Origin of the sequence: Caulobacter sp. Root655, assembly GCF_001427665.1 — a bacterium.
Taxonomy (GTDB): domain Bacteria; phylum Pseudomonadota; class Alphaproteobacteria; order Caulobacterales; family Caulobacteraceae; genus Caulobacter.
The window spans coordinates 12,360-28,826 of sequence record NZ_LMHC01000021.1 but is presented as its reverse complement, the minus strand read 5'-3'; the positions used below and the strand labels follow the sequence as shown (position 1 = coordinate 28,826).

General features: G+C 68.2%; 13 protein-coding genes and 1 pseudogene. 9 read left to right on the top strand and 5 right to left on the bottom strand.

What is annotated here, in order from left to right; all coding sequences use genetic code 11:
* The first annotated feature begins 59 nt into the window (after positions 1–59).
* The 3 genes from ASD79_RS11780 to ASD79_RS11770 all read left to right on the top strand — a co-directional run bounded on the left by ASD79_RS11780 (position 60) and on the right by ASD79_RS11770 (position 4,992).
* Positions 60–1,535, top strand: coding sequence for a tryptophan halogenase family protein (locus tag ASD79_RS11780; RefSeq protein WP_056721806.1), 1,476 nt, complete (start codon positions 60–62; stop codon positions 1,533–1,535).
* A 138-nt stretch (positions 1,536–1,673) separates the two neighbouring features.
* Positions 1,674–2,879: a winged helix-turn-helix domain-containing protein gene (locus ASD79_RS11775; RefSeq protein WP_056722604.1), complete on the top strand. Its 1,206-nt coding sequence runs from the start codon at positions 1,674–1,676 to the stop codon at positions 2,877–2,879.
* A gap of 109 nt (positions 2,880–2,988) precedes the next feature.
* Entirely contained in the window at positions 2,989–4,992 is a 2,004-nt protein-coding gene (locus tag ASD79_RS11770) for a DEAD/DEAH box helicase (protein ID WP_056721804.1), read from the top strand.
* Between the two features lie 980 nt (positions 4,993–5,972).
* On the opposite strand, the gene ASD79_RS11765 is transcribed toward ASD79_RS11770, so the two are convergent.
* Entirely contained in the window at positions 5,973–7,430 is a 1,458-nt protein-coding gene (locus ASD79_RS11765) for a coniferyl aldehyde dehydrogenase (protein WP_056722602.1), read from the bottom strand.
* A 181-nt stretch (positions 7,431–7,611) separates the two neighbouring features.
* Between ASD79_RS11765 and ASD79_RS11760 the strand changes: the two genes are divergently transcribed.
* Positions 7,612–8,673 (top strand): GGDEF domain-containing protein, encoded by a 1,062-nt coding sequence (locus tag ASD79_RS11760; protein ID WP_056721802.1) that lies wholly within the window; start codon positions 7,612–7,614, stop codon positions 8,671–8,673.
* A gap of 115 nt (positions 8,674–8,788) precedes the next feature.
* A complete protein-coding gene (locus tag ASD79_RS11755; protein ID WP_056721800.1) occupies positions 8,789–9,592 on the top strand; it encodes an enoyl-CoA hydratase/isomerase in 804 nt (267 codons plus the stop codon).
* Here ASD79_RS11755 and ASD79_RS11750 read toward each other — a convergent pair.
* Together ASD79_RS11750 and lipA are read right to left on the bottom strand one after the other, a co-directional pair.
* Positions 9,579–10,040 carry a type II toxin-antitoxin system RatA family toxin gene (locus ASD79_RS11750; RefSeq protein ID WP_056721799.1) on the bottom strand — a complete coding sequence of 154 codons (462 nt, stop codon included), beginning with the start codon at positions 10,038–10,040 and terminating at the stop codon, positions 9,579–9,581. The two genes, ASD79_RS11755 and ASD79_RS11750, sit on opposite strands and share 14 nt — an antisense overlap.
* A 1-nt stretch (position 10,041) precedes the next feature.
* On the bottom strand, positions 10,042–11,034 hold the full coding sequence (gene lipA / locus ASD79_RS11745) for a lipoyl synthase (RefSeq protein ID WP_056721797.1): 993 nt from the start codon (positions 11,032–11,034) through the stop codon (positions 10,042–10,044).
* A gap of 83 nt (positions 11,035–11,117) precedes the next feature.
* Between lipA and ASD79_RS11740 the strand changes: the two genes are divergently transcribed.
* The 4 genes and pseudogenes from ASD79_RS11740 to ASD79_RS23880 all read left to right on the top strand — a co-directional run.
* The gene (locus ASD79_RS11740; RefSeq protein WP_056721795.1) at positions 11,118–12,203 is read left to right on the top strand and encodes an alpha/beta fold hydrolase; all 1,086 of its coding nucleotides are present in this window, start codon (positions 11,118–11,120) and stop codon (positions 12,201–12,203) included.
* Between the two features lie 116 nt (positions 12,204–12,319).
* Entirely contained in the window at positions 12,320–13,873 is a 1,554-nt protein-coding gene (locus tag ASD79_RS11735; RefSeq protein ID WP_056721792.1) for an AMP-binding protein, read from the top strand.
* Positions 13,874–13,908: 35 nt separating this feature from the next.
* Positions 13,909–14,304 carry a DoxX family protein gene (locus ASD79_RS11730; RefSeq protein WP_056721790.1) on the top strand — a complete coding sequence of 132 codons (396 nt, stop codon included), beginning with the start codon at positions 13,909–13,911 and terminating at the stop codon, positions 14,302–14,304.
* Positions 14,305–14,328: 24 nt separating this feature from the next.
* Positions 14,329–14,480, top strand: a pseudogene (locus ASD79_RS23880) (hypothetical protein); the annotation flags it as partial.
* A 6-nt stretch (positions 14,481–14,486) separates the two neighbouring features.
* On the opposite strand, the gene lpdA reads toward ASD79_RS23880, so the two are convergent.
* Both lpdA and ASD79_RS11720 read right to left on the bottom strand, forming a co-directional pair.
* On the bottom strand, positions 14,487–15,887 hold the full coding sequence (gene lpdA / locus ASD79_RS11725; RefSeq protein ID WP_056721788.1) for a dihydrolipoyl dehydrogenase: 1,401 nt from the start codon (positions 15,885–15,887) through the stop codon (positions 14,487–14,489).
* A gap of 92 nt (positions 15,888–15,979) precedes the next feature.
* Entirely contained in the window at positions 15,980–16,456 is a 477-nt protein-coding gene (locus tag ASD79_RS11720; protein ID WP_056721786.1) for a glutathione peroxidase, read from the bottom strand.
* Positions 16,457–16,467 lie beyond the last annotated feature (11 nt).

Below are 16,467 nucleotides of genomic sequence, written 5' to 3'. Positions count from 1 at the left end.
CAGGGGCTTCTTTTGTCTAGGATGGTCCGAAACAGGCCGACGGGAGCGCTGGAGGCGGCATGGGCGACAATCGCATCAGGCAGGTGGTGATCGTCGGCGGCGGAACCGCCGGCTGGATGGCCGCCGCCGCCCTGGCCAAGGCGCTGGGGCCGCTGGTCTCCATCCGTCTGATCGAGTCCGACGAGATCGGCACGGTCGGGGTCGGCGAGGCCACCATCCCGCAGATCAAGCTGTTCAACGGCCTGTTGGGCCTGGATGAGGACGACTTCATCCGCCAGACCCAGGGCACCTTCAAGCTGGGCATCGAGTTCGTCGGCTGGACCCGCCCGGACCACGCCTACATCCACGCCTTCGGCGGCGTCGGCCGCGACCTCGGCATGGTCAACTTCCACCAGTACTGGCTGAAGCATCGCCAGGACGGCGGGACCAGCGACTTCTGGGCCTATTCGCTGAACGGCGCGGCGGCCAAGGCCAACCGCTTCGACCGCCAGCCGGGCCTGGCCTACGCCTTCCAGTTCGACGCCGCGCTCTATGCCCGCTACCTGCGCGCCTATGCCGAACGGCTCGGCGTGGTCCGCACCGAGGGCAAGATCCTGGGCGCGACCCTGCGCGAGCCCGACGGTTTCGTGGAATCGGTGACCCTGGAGCGCGGCGAGGCCGTGGGCGGCGACCTGTTCATCGACTGCTCGGGTTTCCGCGGCGTGCTGATCGAACAGGCGCTGAAGACCGGCTACGACGACTGGTCGCAGCTGCTGCCCTGCGACCGCGCCGTGGCCGTGCCGACGGCCTCGGCCGGCCCTTTGCGGCCCTACACCCAGGCCATCGCCCGGCCCGCCGGCTGGCAGTGGCGCATTCCGTTGCAGCACCGCACCGGCAACGGCCACGTGTTCTGCAGCCGCTATGTCAGCGAGGACGAGGCCACGGCCACCCTGATGGCCAATCTCGAGGGCGAGCCGCTGGCCGAGCCGCGCCTGCTGAAGTTCGTCACCGGCCGCCGCAAGGCGTTCTGGAACCGCAACGTCGTGGCCCTGGGCCTGGCCAGCGGTTTCATGGAGCCGCTGGAATCGACCAGCATCCACCTGATCCAGTCGGGTCTCTCCCGCCTGCTCAACCTTTTCCCCGACAAGGGTTTCGCCCAGGCCGACATCGACGAGTACAACCGCCAGGCCGGGCTGGAGTTCGAACGCATCCGCGACTTCCTGGTGCTGCACTACTGGGCCAACCAGCGGCCCGAGCCGTTCTGGGCGGCCTGCCGCGACATGACGATCCCCGGCGAACTGGCCCGCAAGGTCGAGATCTTCCGCGCCCACGGCCGGCTGTTCCGTGAGCCGGAGGACCTGTTCTTCGAGACCAGCTGGCTGCAGGTGCTGCTGGGCCAGGGGATCGAGCCGCGAGGCCGCCACCCAATGACCGACCTGGTGTCCGGCCCGCGACTGGAGGGGTTCCTGGCCGACCTGCGCAAGATCACCGCCGACGCGGCCAACGCCCTGCCCGACCATGCTGACTTCATCCGTCAGCAGTGCGCCGCACGCTAGAGCGTTTCCCGACCTGATTGCATCAGGCCGGGGCTCTAGGTTTTTGTTTTAACGCATTTTCTTCACGCGAACCGGCATCCACTTCGCTCGAAAATGCTCTAGCTTGCCACCACACCCACGGCCATGCTCACTCCAGCCATGGTCGAGACCCTGTCCCACAAGCAAGCCCGTCGCATCGCCCTGGCCGCGCAGGGCTTCGCCGACAAGCGCCCGGCCAAGCCGTCCCGCCGCCACCTGATCGCGACGATCGAGCGCCTGGCCCTGCTGCAGATCGACTCGGTCAATGTCGTCTCGCGCTCGCATTACCTGCCGCTGTTCTCGCGCCTGGGCGCCTATCCCCGGCCGCTGCTGGAGGACCTGGCCTGGGGCAGGAAGCCGGCGCTCCTGGAATACTGGGGCCACGAGGCGTCGTTGATGCCGCTCGACCTGCAGCCGCTGCTGCGCTGGCGGATGGACGACGCCCGGGCCGGCGTCGGCGTGTGGAAGGGCGTCGCGGCCTTCCTGGCCAGCCATCGGCCGTTCATCGACAAGGCGCTGGCGGCGATCCACGAGCGTGGCCCGCTGTCGGCCGGCGAACTGGACCTGGGCGAGCGCGGCCAGGGCGGCTGGTGGGGCTGGAGCGAGGCCAAGCGCGCGACCGAATGCCTGTTCTGGGCCGGCGAGCTGACCACGGCCACCCGGCGAGGAACCTTCGAGCGGGTCTATGGCCTGCCGGAGAAGGTCCTGCCGCCGGCCATCTGGTCGGCCCCGACGCCGTCGCGCGAAGAGGCGCATCGCATCCTGCTGGGCCGCGCGGCGCGGGCCATGGGCGTGGCCACCGCGCGTGACCTGCGCGACTATTTCCGCATGGGCCTGGCCGACGCCCGGCGCGGCCTCGCGCAACTGGTCGAGGCAGGCGACCTGATCCCGGTCGTGGTGGAGGGCTGGAGCGAGCCGGCCTATCTGACCCCGGACGCCCGCCGCCCGCGTAGCGTCAAGACCAACGCCCTGCTCTCGCCGTTCGACAACCTGATCTGGTTCCGCGAGCGGGCCGAGCGCCTGTTCGACGTCCGCATACGGTTGGAAATCTACACCCCGGCCCACAAGCGCACCCACGGCTACTATGTGCTGCCGTTCCTGCAGGGCGAGGCGATCACCGCCCGGGTCGATCTGAAGGCCGATCGCAAGGCCGGCGTCCTGCGGGTGATATCGGCCCATCGCGAGCCGACCGCCAATGCGCGAACTCCGGCCGCCCTCGCCGTCGAGCTGGCTCTGATGGCCGATTGGCTCGGTCTCGAAGGCGTCGCCGTCGCCGCCAGCGGCGATCTGGCGCCCGCCCTGAGCGCCGCCATAGCCAGAGATTGACTTTGGCCCGCCAGGGCCTATTTATCCCCAGCTTCTGGAGCAGGCTTGGCGAATCCGCGCCGCCCGTTCGCCCAAACACGGGCGGCTCTGGACTTCAGACCAGCGTGACATGACAGAATTTTCCGAACTCGGGCTTTCGCCCACGACCCTCCAGGCGGTCGCAGACACCGGCTATACGACGGCCACTCCGATCCAGGCCGCCGCCATTCCCGTGGCCCTGGCCGGCCAGGACGTGCTGGGCATCGCCCAGACCGGCACCGGCAAGACCGCCGCCTTCACCCTGCCGATGATCGACAAGCTGGCCTCGGGCCGCGCCAAGGCGCGCATGCCCCGGGCCCTGGTCATCGCCCCGACCCGCGAACTGGCCGACCAGGTCGCCTCCAGCTTCGAGAAGTACGCCAAGGGCACCAAGCTGTCCTGGGCCCTGCTGATCGGCGGCGTGTCGTTCGGCGACCAGGTCAAGAAGCTGGACCGCGGCGTCGACGTGCTGATCGCCACCCCCGGCCGCCTGCTCGACCATTTCGAACGCGGCGGCCTGCTGATGACCGGCGTGCAGATCATGGTGGTCGACGAAGCCGACCGCATGCTGGACATGGGCTTCATCCCGGACATCGAGCGCATCTTCAAGATGACGCCGCCCAAGAAGCAGACCCTGTTCTTCTCGGCGACCATGCCGCCGGAAATCACCCGCCTGACCAAGCAGTTCCTGCGTGATCCGGTGCGGATCGAGGCCTCGCGCCCGGCCACCACCAACGAGAACATCACCCAGCTGATGGTCAAGGTGCCCTCCTCCGATCCCAAGGCCAAGCGCCTGGCGCTGCGCGCCCTGATCGAGAAGGCCCAGATCGAGACCGGCATCGTGTTCTGCAACCGCAAGACCGAAGTCGACGTCGTCGCCAAGTCGCTGAAGAGCCACGGCTTCGACGCCGCCGCCATCCATGGCGACTTGGACCAGAGCCAGCGCATGAAGACCCTGGCGGCCTTCCGCGACGGCTCGCTGAAGATCCTGGTGGCCTCCGACGTCGCCGCGCGCGGCCTGGACATCCCGGCCGTCAGCCACGTCTTCAACTACGACGTCCCGCATCACGCCGACGACTATGTCCACCGCATCGGCCGCACCGGCCGGGCCGGGCGTTCGGGCATCACCTACATGCTGGTCACCCCGGCCGACGACAAGGGCTTCGACAAGGTGGTCAAGCTGATCGGCTCGACCCCGCAGGAAGAGAAGCTCGACCTCGACTATTCGGGCGCCGTGACCGTGCGCCGCGAAGGCGACAAGCGCGGCGGCGGTCGTGACCGCGCGCCGCGTGGCGGCGAACGGGGTCGCGATCGTGATCGCAACCGCGCGCCGACCGAGCCCTCGGATGTCGCCGCCGCCAATTTCGAGGCCGCGATCTCCGGCGTGCCCGCCCCGCCGGTCGCGGCGACCGTGACGGGCGACGAGCCCGCCAAGCGTCCGGCCCGCGTGCGCAAGCCGCGTGGCGAGAAGGCCGGCGCCGTCGTCGCCGATACGGTTGAGGCCGAAGCGCCCGTCGCCACCGCCGCGCCCGTCGCGCCGATCGCCGAGAAGGGCCGTCGCGACCGTGGCGGCTCGTCGCGGGATCGCGGACGTCAGCCGCGTGTCGAAGACGCCGCCGACGCACAGCCGCAGGTCGAGGCCGAACGCGCCCCGCGTCCCGAGCGCGCCGAGGGCGAGCGTCCCAGCCGTGAACGGGGTCGTGAACGCGGCCGCGATCGCGACCGTCGCCCGGAACGCAGCGAACAGCCGCGCGTCGAGGCCGAGCAGCCGCGGGTCGAGGCCGAACGTGCGCCGCGTCCTGAACGCATCGAAGGCGAGCGTCCCAGCCGTGAACGCGGTCGTGGCCGCGATCGCGATCGTCGCCCCGAACGTAGCGAACAACCCCGCGTCGAAGCCGAGCGCGCGCCGGCGCCGCGCGACCAACCCGAACGCGCACCCGTGCGCGGCGCGCCGCTGCCGGTGCGCGGCGTCCAGCCGATCCGCGGCCGCGAAGACGACGACGACCGTCGCGTGGTCGGTTTCGGCAACGAAACCCCCGCCTTCCTGATGCGCGCCCCGCCGCGCCTGGCCCCGGCCAGCGATACGGAAGACTAGGCTTCGAGCTACTCAAGCTCACGCCCGCCTCTCCATATCGGAGGGGCGGGCGTTTTGATGTCTGAATGGTCGCGGATGGGCCGTCGGTCGAGCGCGCCCTCTCCCAGCGGGAGAGGGAGGGGCCCGCCGCGCAGCGGTGGGAGGGTGAGGGATTACACCCTCACCGTTTTCACGCCAACGCCCTGCCGGCGCGCCGTCGGACTCACCACCCCCTCACCCTCCCAAGCTTCGCTTGGGCCCCTCCCTCTCCCCATGGGAGAGGGTCCGTGAGAGCCGTGAGAGCATGGGCGCCTTCCGTGCCCAGCAAAATCAATGGCTTGAAGTTTCTCGATCTTTTTGGTCCTCACCCCTTCCAGACGCCCGATACTGAGCTCACCCCATCGCACGGGGAGGGACGTCGGCCGGCGACCTGACGGGCGGTGGGGGGTGGTCGAGCGGGAAGGCTTGGCCGCCGCGCCTTTCGGGGCGCCCTCGGTCGGTTCGGAGCAGGTTCGCCTCAGTCGCGACGAAACTCCGGCGCCGGGGGTAGGCGGGCAAGTCAGCAGGTGCGAGGGGGTTACTCGCACGGTCCGGGACCGGGGCTCGCCGCCCTGGCCCGCCCGTCGGGGGCGAATGCAGACCGGCTAAGTGATAAAACCACTGCCTACCGGCTCGAACAACGGTTCCACGCGAAGCGCTCGTCTTCGTCGAAACGGTACTCAAAACTGCAAAACCTCCGGGCGGAGCCCGGGCGCTTCGCACCCTCCCCAACTCTTCAGCGGCAGTCCGCGTGAAGCGGCGAAGCCGTGTGTCTCAAGTCCTCCCCCCGTGGGGGAGGTGTCGGCGAAGCCGACGGAGGGGGGAGTAGTCGGCCGATGGCCAGATCCAGGGTCGAACGTCCTATCACTCCCCCCACCGATCGCTACGCGATCACCTCCCCCACAGGGGGAGGAATGGTTTAATTCGTCGCCCCTAGGGGCGGTAACCGCCCCCTACCCACCCTACTTCTTGATCTGCCCCGCCAGGTACTTGCGAATCGCCGCGCCATAGGGCGGCCGCAGGGCCAGCATCGGCGCGATGTCCTTCTTCAGCTGGTGGAACACCGCCTTCTTGTGGCTGAACTCCATGAAGCCGTCGCGGCCGTGGTACGAGCCCATGCCGGCCGGCCCGACGCCGCCGAACGGCAGGTCTTCCTGGGCGACATGGAAGACCACGTCATTGACCGTGACGCCGCCGCTGGTGGTGCGGGTCAGCACCATGTCGCGCTCGGCCGTGTCGGTCCCGAACCAGTAGAGCCCCAGCGGCCGGTCGTGGGCGTTGATGTAGTCCACCGCCTCCTCGACCTCCTCGTAGGTTTTCACCGGCAATACCGGACCGAAGATCTCGTCCTGCATCACCGTCATGTCGTCGGTCGGGTTGAGGATCAGGGTCGGAGGGATCTTGCGGTGTTCCTGCTGGCTCAGGTCTTCACCGGCCGGGTTGATCTCGATGATCGTCGCGCCCTTGGCCCGGGCGTCGTCCACGTGACCCTTGATCCGGTCGTAGTGCCGCTGGGCGACCACGGCGGTGTAGTCGGGATTGTCCTTCAGGGTTGGGAAGGTCCGCCCCACGGCCGCCTTGGCCTCGGCCACGAAGGCGTCGACCTGGTTGGCCGGGGCCAGCACATAGTCGGGCGCCAGGCAGATCTGGCCGGCGTTCAGGGTCTTGCCGTTCATGATCCGCGCCGCCGCCGTGGCCATGTCGGCGCCGCGCGACAGGATCACCGGGCTCTTGCCGCCCAGCTCCAGGGTGACGGGCACCAGGTTCTCGGCCGCCGCCCGCATCACGTGGCGGGCCACCGAGGTCGCGCCGGTGAAGATCAGGTGGTCGAACGGCAGGCTGGTGAAGGCCTGGCCCACGTCCGGACCGCCGGTGACGACCGCGATCTCCTCCTCGCTGAAGACCTTGGCGAACATCGCCTTCATCAGCTCGGACGTGATGGGCGTGAATTCCGAGGGCTTGATCATCGCCCGGTTGCCGGCCGCCAGCACGCCCGCCAGGGGCGCGAAGGTCAGGTTGACCGGGAAGTTCCACGGGCTGATGACCCCGACCACGCCCTTGGGCTGATACTGGACCTCGGCCTTGGCCCCGAACAGGCCAAGGATGGCCGGCGTGGTCTTGCGCTTCTCAGGGCGCATCCACTTGGCCAGGTTCTCCTTGGCGTACTTCAGCGGGCCGATCGAGCCGGCGATGTCGGTCAGGCCCGTGGCGTCCTTCGACCGCGCGCCGAAATCGGCGTTCAAGGCGTCGGCGATCTCGGCCTGGTGATCGACCAGCAGGCCGATGCAACGGTCCAGCCACTCGATGCGACGTTCGGCCGTTGGGGCGCCGTGTCGCAGGTGGGCGGTCTTCTGCCGCTCCAGCACCTGCAGGAGCGAGGCCTTATGCGTTTCAAGGTCGAGATTGGCGGGCGCATTCACGGTCAAAATTCCTCCCAAACGGCCCGCAGGCTCATCTTATCAGCGTTAACAATGCTTGCGCCCGGCGAAACACGCAAGCGAACGCCGTTCGTTCTTAACGGCTCGTTTGAACTCTTCGGCTTAGATGCCAACACCAAGCGCGCGTCCGGGGCGGACGCGACGCTTCTGGGGGAATTGAGACATGTCGGACGTCGAGACCACGCTGCGCGGCCCGGAAGCCTACAAGATCGCCGGTCGCGCCCTGGCGCTGATGGAGCGTCATCAGGTCTGGCCGACGGCGCTGAACTTCGAGCTGTGGACCCATTACGTCGCCGACCCAGACGGCGCCCTGGCGCGCGAATTGACCCGCCTGATCTCGCTGGGCGAGCCGCTCACCGAGCTGCTGAGCGAAGAGCTGGCCGCCATCTATCTGCCCAAGGCCAAGCTGAACGAACAGATCCGCGACGCCGGTGACCTGCTGAGCAAGGAACTGGAATCGGTCTCCAAGGCCATTCAGAACGCCCAGAAGTCCAACGCCGCCTACGGCAAGACCCTGTCGGGCGCGACCAAGGAACTCGACGGCTCGGAAGACGTCAGCAAGATCAAGGCCGTCGTCAACGGCCTGACCGAGGCCACGCGCCGGATCCAGAAGGAAAACAAGTCGCTGGAGACCCGTCTGGCGGAATCGACCGCCGAGGTCGATCGCCTGCGCGAGCACCTGGAACAGGTCCGCCGCGACGCCACCACCGACGGCCTGACCAACCTGGCCAACCGCAAGGCCTTCGACGACGAGCTCGACCGGGCCTGCAGCGAGGCCGACGAAGCCGGCACCACCATCTGCCTGGCCGTGCTCGACATCGACCACTTCAAGGGCTTCAACGACACCTGGGGTCACCAGACCGGCGACCAGGTCATCCGCTATGTCGCCAGCGTCATCGGCCGCGTCGCCGCCCCGCCGCGCTTCGCCGCCCGCTACGGCGGCGAGGAGTTCGCGATGATCTTCCCGCGGGAATCGGCGGGAATCGTCGCCGGCACCCTGGAAGAGATCCGCGTCGAGGTGTCCTCGCGCATGCTCAAGCGCCGCTCGACCAACGAGGACCTGGGTGCGATCACCATCTCGTCGGGCTTCGCCGAACGGCGCGCGGGCGAGACCGGCCATTCGGTCATGGAACGGGCCGACGCCGCGCTCTACACATCCAAGCGTGGCGGTCGCAACCGCGTCACCGCCGCCGAGAGCAAGCCGGAATCCGCCAACGCCGCCTGATCCCGCGCCGGCCCGGTCGAAGTTTTTACGCCTGTCCCAGAGAAAGGCTCTGGTGTTCCCCAAGGTTAGTCGCGCCTAGACTCGAGGCAAGAACGACAAGCCTAGAGAGGACGCCATGACCTACGAGAAGATCCGGCTGGACGCCGTCGACGGCGTCGCCACCATCACGCTCGCCGACCCCACCACCCTCAACGCCGCCAGCCTCGAAATGGCGCGCGAGCTGGCCCACGCCTTCGCTTCGGTCGCTGCGGGCAAGATCACGGCCCGCGCGGTGGTCATGACCGGCGAAGGTCGAGGCTTCTGCTCGGGCGCCAACCTGTCGGGCGGCGGCGCGGCGGGACGTGAGGCCGATGTCGACGGCAAGCCCGACGCCGGCTCGGCCCTCGAGAGCACCTACAACCCGCTGGTCAGCCTGCTGCGCGACTTCCCGCTGCCGATCGTCACGGCCATCAATGGCCCCGCGGCCGGGATCGGCTGCTCCCTGGCCTTGCTGGGCGACATCGTGGTCGCCGCCGAAAGCGCCTATTTCCTGCAGGCCTTCCGTCGCATCGGCCTGGTGCCCGACGGCGGCTCGACCTACCTGCTGCCTCGCCTGGTGGGCAAGGCGCGGGCCATGGAGATGATGCTGCTGGGCGACAAGATCCCGGCCGCCACGGCGCTGAACTGGGGCCTGGTCAATCGCTGCGTGCCCGACGTCGAGCTGATGCCGACCGCCACCGCCATCGCCAAGGAACTGGCCGCCGGTCCCGCCGCCCTGTCGGCGATCCGCAAGCTGGTCTGGAACAGCCTCGACGCCGACTGGGTGGGCCAGCTCAACGCCGAGCGCCACGCCCAGAAGGCGGCTGGCAAGACCGACGACTTCATCGAAGGGGTCGGGGCGTTCCTGCAGAAGCGCCCGGCGGCGTTCAAGGGGCGATAGACGTCGCCCTGTGGATCGCCGCGGCCCGAGCCTCGAAACAGCCGATCAGCGTATTGGCCGCGCGATCCAGATTGGCGGCCAGCAAGGTGTCGAGCACGCGCGACTTGAAAGCGAAATCGATGACGAATTCCACAGTGGTTCCAAGTTCATGAGGCGAAAACCTCCACTGATTGGATAGCCGCTTGAAGGGTCCGTACAGCAGGCTGACGTCGACGGTCAGGGCCGCCGCGTCGCGCCGAACACGGGTGGCGAACTTCTCGCGCAGGAACGAGAAGCCGACCTGGGCCTCGGCGTCGACCGTGCTGACCTGGCCGTCGACCCGGCCGTTCCAGGTGCGCATGGCCGTGATCCACGGCACGAACGATGGATAGGCCTCGACGTCGCCGACCAGCGCGAACAGTTGCTCGGGCGCATAGGGCAGCACCCGGGTGACGACGTGACGGTGCAAGCTAGAGCGCCTTGAGACCCGAGGATTTGGCGTCCAGAGCCTTGCGGGCCGCCGCCAGCTTGGCGAAGTCCTCGCCGGCATGGTGCGACGAGCGGGTCAGCGGGCTGGCCGAGACCATCAGGAAGCCCTTGGCCCGGGCGATGGCCTCATAGGCCTTGAACTCGTCGGGCGTCACGAAGCGGTCGATGGCGGCGTGCTTGCGGGTCGGCTGCAGGTACTGGCCGATGGTGATGAAGTCGACACCGGCCGAGCGCATGTCGTCCATCACCTGCATGACCTCCTCCTTGGTCTCGCCCAGGCCGACCATCAGGCCGGACTTGGTGAACTGGGTGGGGTCGCGCTCCTTGACCCGCTCAAGCAGGCGCAGGGAATGGTAGTAGCGGGCGCCGGGGCGGATCTTCAGATAGAGCCGCGGCACGGTCTCGAGGTTGTGGTTGAATACGTCCGGGCGGGCGTCGATCACCACGTTCTCGGCCCGGTCCTTGCGCAGGAAGTCGGGCGTCAGGATCTCGATGGTCGTGCCCGGCGCGGCGGCGCGGATGGCCAGGACCACTTCGGCGAAATGCTGGGCCCCGCCGTCGGCCAGGTCGTCGCGGTCCACCGAGGTGATGACCACGTGCTTGAGGCCCATCTTGGCGACGGCCTCGGCGACGCGGCGCGGCTCGTCGGCGTCCAGGGCGTTGGGCAGGCCGGTGGAGACGTTGCAGAAGGCGCAGGCCCGCGTGCAGATCTCGCCCATGATCATCATGGTCGCGTGCTTCTGGCTCCAGCACTCGCCGATGTTGGGACAGGCCGCCTCTTCGCAGACCGTGGTCAGCTTGTGGTCGCGAACAATGTTGCGGGTCTCGTTATAGCCCGGCGAACCCGGCGCGCGGACGCGCAGCCAATCGGGTTTGCGCAGCACCGGCGTATCCGGGCGGTTCTGCTTTTCGGGGTGACGGGCGGCGCGCTCCTCGGGAACGCGGGCCTTCAGCGTGTCGATCAGGGTGACCATAACGGCCTAGATCGGACTTCTTGGCCTCCGGATCAAGCATGTGTTCTTGCATCAGGGGCAAAGGCGCGAAATGACTGCCTGGAATGCGCCGTCGCCTCCTCGCCTGCCTGCTGACCTTGCCGCTCGTCTCCTGCGGAGACGAGGCCGTCCGCGCGCCCTTCGCCGAGAGCCGGACGCCGCCGTCGCTGGCGGTGCGTTTCCAGCCGCCCCCGGGCTGGGCCTGGGGCTATGTACGGGTCGGCGACGAGGCGGTGCAGCGCTACGGCGTCTCGGCGCCCCAGGGCGCGCCGCGCGGCCAACTCCTGATTCTGCCGGGCTATGGCGAGTCGGCGGAAGGCTGGTTCGAGACAGCCCGGAACCTCAACGACCGCGGCTACACCGTGTGGATTCTCGAACGCCAGGGCCAGGGCGGCTCGGAGCGGACCGGCCCCTGGCGAGACCTGGGCCACGCGACCAGCCTCTCGCCCGACGTCACGACCGTCAAGGCGATGGTCAAGGCGGTCATCCGGCCGCATTCCAGTTCGGGGGGTGGTCGCGACCCGTTCGTGGTTCTGGGCCACGCCGACGGCGGCCTGGTGGCGCTGCGGGCGCTGGAGGAGGGTTTGCAGGCCGACACCGTCATCCTGTCGTCGCCGAATTTCGACATCGCCGACCTGCCCCGCGCCAAGGGCGAGTTCATCCGCATCGCCCGCTGGGCCAGGGGCCTGAAACTGGGTTTCGTCCGCTATCCAGGGCAGGCGGGATGGAAGCGCGAAGGGTTGGACGCCTTCGACGCCAGGCTGACCCACGACAGGCCCCGGGGCAGCGTGCAGCAGGCCTGGGAAGTGGCCAACCCGGACCTGCGCATGGGCGCGCCCAGCCTGGCCTGGTACGCGGCCTTCTATGACGCCGTCGACGTGGTGGGACGCGACCTGAAGCGCGTTCGGACGCCCGTCGCGATGCTCGACGCCGGCGAGGACGTCAAAGCCCTGGACGCGCCGCGACGGACCGTCTGCGCCGCCCTGCCCCATTGCGTCGAGACCCGCTATCCCAAGGCGCGCCACGCCCTGCACCTGGAAACGGATTCGGTGCGCCGCCCCTGGCTCGACGCCGTGGACGACGCCCTGCGCGCCCGCCGGGGCCTCCCCGTCGCCCAGGCCTTGAACGACAAGGGTTCGAGCGCATTTTAGAAAGATCGGTGCGGTGACGCGCACGTAACGGGTGTTGCAAAGCCACGCTTGGTCGCTAGGCTCCTGCTTCAATCACAAGAGAGCGCGACGTCGCGCTTCTGGGAGGTTTCGCCGGCATGCCGGTAGTTTTTGACGCTCGGGACGGCCAGAAGGCCCTCTTCGACGCCCTGCTTGACGCCCGTGACAAGCACGGGGCCAAGAAGCTGATCCTGGAAGACCAGGACCGCAATCCGCTCAGCTACACCGACCTGATCCGCGCCAGCTTCGCCCTGGGCCGCAAGATCGCGGCCATGACCAAGCCCGGCGAGCATGTCGGCGTGCTGCTGCCGTCCGGCGCGGGGGCGGTGGTGACCTTCTTCGCCCTGCACGCCTTCGGCCGCGTGCCGACCATGCTGAACTTCACGGCTGGCCTTCGGAACCTGCGCGCCGCCTGCGAGCTGGCCGGGGTCAAGCGCGTGCTGACCGCCCACAAGTTCGTTGAACTGGGCAAGCTGCACGACATCGTCGACGCTCTCGAGGAGAAGGCGACGATCACCTATCTGGAGGACGTGCGCGCCACGATCGGCCTTGGCGACAAGCTGTTCGCCGCCGCCGCCGGCGCCTTCCCCCGCCGCTTTCGCCATCACGCCAAGCCCTCGGACAAGGGTGTCGTCCTCTTCACCTCGGGCAGCTTCGGCGCGCCGCGCGGCGTGGTGCTGAGCCAGGCCAACCTGGTGTCGAACGCCGCGCAGATCGCGACCCATATCGAGCTCGATCCCAGCTGGGTGTTCTTCAACCCCCTGCCGGTATTCCACTGCTTTGGCCTGACCGGCGGGGTGATCCTGCCGATCCTGACCGGCATGAAGGCCTTCCAGTACCCCTCGCCGCTGCACATCAAGCAGATCCCGTCGCTGCTAAAGGACACGGGCGCCTCGGTGCTGCTGGCCACCGACACCTTCGTCAACCAGTACGCCCGCGCCTCCGAGAGCGACGAGCTCTCGGGCCTGAGATTTATCGTCTGCGGCGCTGAAAAGGTTCGAGAAGAGACCCACAACCTCATCGCCGAGAAATTCGGTCCGGTGCCGGTGCTCGAAGGCTACGGCGCCACCGAGGCCTCGCCGGTCATCGCGGTCAACAAGCCCGAAGACAACCGTCGCGGCACGGTCGGCGGCCTGCTGCCGGGCCAGGAATGGCGCATCGAGCCGGTCGAAGGCATCGCCGGAGGCGGCCGCCTGCTGGTGCGCGGTCCCAACATCATGTCGGGCTACCTGCGCGAAGACGGGGGCGTCGACGCTCCCGAGGGCGGCTGGCACGACACCGGCGACGTCGTCACCATGACCGACGACCTGTGGATCACCATCAAGGGCCGGGTGAAGCGCTTCGCCAAGATCGCCGGCGAAATGGTCTCGCTGACCGCCGCCGAGGACCTGGCTTCGGCGGTCTGGCCCGACGGCCGCCACGCGGTGATCTCGATGCCCGACAAGAAGAAGGGCGAAAAGCTGGTTCTGGTCACCGATTGCCAGAACGCCGCCGTCACCTCGCTGGTCGCTCATGCGCAAAGCATCGGCGCGCCCGAATTGGCGGTGCCGCGCAAGATCCTCAAGGTCATGGAAGTGCCGGTGCTGGGCAGCGGCAAGACCGATTATGTCGCCATCCAGCGGATGGCCGACCAGGACGCCCGAGCCGCATGATGGGGGCGGCGTAACGGCTCAAACGGAGGGGACCGATGGAAAGACTGAACGTGTGGGCGCCACGAGTGCTCAGCCTGTTGCGTATCGTCACCGCCCTGCTCTTCATGGAGCACGGCCTGATGAAGCTCTTCCACTTCCCCGGCCCGCAGCCGGGCGCGCCCGATCCCCTGCCGACCATGCTGGTCGTGGCGGCCTGGCTGGAGATCGTCGGCGGCGGCCTGATCGCCCTGGGCCTGTTCACCCGGCCCGTGGCCTTCATCCTGTCGGGCCAGATGGCCGTGGCCTATTTCCTGGCTCACGCCCCGCAGGGCTTCTATCCGGCCATGAACATGGGCGAGCCGGCGGTGCTCTACTGCTTCCTGTTCCTGTACCTGGTGTTCGCCGGGCCGGGCGAGTGGAGCGTGGACGCCCAACTGCGCAAGCGGCCGTAAACTCCCTTTCCTTCCCTTCTCCCCTTGCGGGAGAAGGTGTCGGCATAGACGACGGATGAGGGGTCTCTCCAAAATCAAACGCCGCGCCCAGCTTCATGCCGGGCGCGGCGTTTTCGTTCTTCAACCCCTCATCCGACCCGCTGCGCGGGCCACCTTCTCCCGCAAGGGGAGAAGGACAAGAGCTAGATGTGCAACACGCGCCCGTAGGCGTCGAGCGCCGCCTCGTGCATGGCCTCCGACATGGTCGGGTGGGCGTAAACGATGCCGTGCAGGTCTTCCTCGGTGGCTTCCAGGGTGATCGCCGTGACGAAGCCCTGGATCATCTCGGTGACCTCGTGGCCGATCATGTGGGCGCCGATCAGGGCGCCGGTCTTGCCATCGAACACCGTCTTGACGAAGCCCTCGGTCTCGCCGGCGGCCACGGCCTTGCCGTTGACCTTGAACGGGAAGCGGCCGGCCTTGACGTCGATGCCGGCGGCCTTGGCGGCGGCTTCGGTCAGGCCGACCGAGGCGACCTGCGGATTGGCGTAGGTGCAGCCCGGGATCGGCGAGTTGACGGCCGGGGTCTTGTAGCCGGCGATGTGCTCGGCGGCGTGAATGCCCTCGTGGCTGGCCTTGTGGGCCAGCCAGGGCGGGCCGGCGGCGTCGCCGATGGCGTAGAGGCCGGGCACGTTGGTCTCGCCGTGCTTGCCGGTGACCACGTGGCCGCGATCCATGTTCAGGCCGATGGCGTCCAGGCCCTCGGTATTGGGCGCGATGCCAACCGCGACGATGCACACAGCGGCTGTCAGGGTCTCGGCCTTGCCGCCGACCTCGACGGCCACCGACACGCCGTCCTTGGTCTTCTCGACCTTGGTCACCTTGGCCCCGATGCGGAAGGTGATGCCGCGCTTCTCGAAGGCCTTCTGGGCGGCCTTGGAGACCTCGGCGTCCTCGACCGGCATGATGCGGTCGACGGCCTCGACGACGGTCACCTCGGCGCCGAGGGCGCGGTAGAAGCTGGCGAACTCGATGCCGATGGCGCCCGAGCCGATCACCACCAGCGACTTGGGCATGGCCTTGGGCGCCAGGGCGTCGCGATAGGTCCAGATCTTGTCGCCGTCCGAGACCGCGCCGATCGCCGGGATGTCGCGGGCCCGGGCGCCGCTGGCCAGGATCACGCTCTTGGCCTGGATCGTGCGGCTGCCGCCCGCTTTCAGAGCCACGACGACCTTGGGCGACGGGCTGCCCTTCTCGAGCTTGGCCTCGCCCTCGACGACCTCGATCTTGTGCTTCTTCATCAGGAAGGCGATGCCGTTCGACATGGTCTTGGCCACGCCGCGCGAGCGGTCGATGATCTTGGCGAAGTCGAAGGACGCCTTCTCGACCGACAGGCCGTAGCCACCCAGGTGCGACAGCTGCTCGAAGATCTCGCCGGACTTCAGCAGCGCCTTGGTCGGGATGCAGCCCCAGTTGAGGCAGATGCCGCCGAGGGCCTCGCGCTCGATGATCGCCGTCTTCAGGCCCAGTTGGCTGGCGCGGATCGCGGCCACATAGCCGCCGGGGCCGGCCCCGATGACGACGACGTCGAATTCCGTGGACATGGTCTTCTTACCCTAGCTTGGACGCCGTTCGGGGGGAGCCGGCCGGCGTCGATCGACCGGCCTGCAAGCCGGTCCCATGGGACTTCAATGCGTTACAGCAGCGCCTCGACGGCGAGCTTCAGGTCTTCGGGCTTGGTCGTGGGGGCGAAGCGTTCGACCACCTCGCCGTCACGGCCGATCAGGAACTTGGTGAAGTTCCACTTGATGCCCTCGGTGCCCAGGACGCCCTTCTGCTCATGCTTCAGATAGGCATAGAGCGGGTGCGCGTCAGGGCCGTTGACGTCGATCTTGGCCAGGACCGGGAAGGTCACGTCGTAGGTCAGCGAACAGAAGTTCGCGATCTCCTCGGCGTTGCCGGGCTCCTGCGCCCCGAACTGGTTGCAGGGGAAGGCCAGGACCGTGAAGCCCCTGTCCTTGTAGTCCCGGTACAGCGTCTCCAGCCCTTCGTATTGGGGGGTGAAACCGCACTTGCTGGCCGTGTTGACGATCAGCAGCACCTGGCCGCGATAGTCGGCCAGGCTCGCGTCCTGGCCGTCCAGCGCCTTGGCGGAGTAGTCGTAGACGGACATGGAGCCCACCC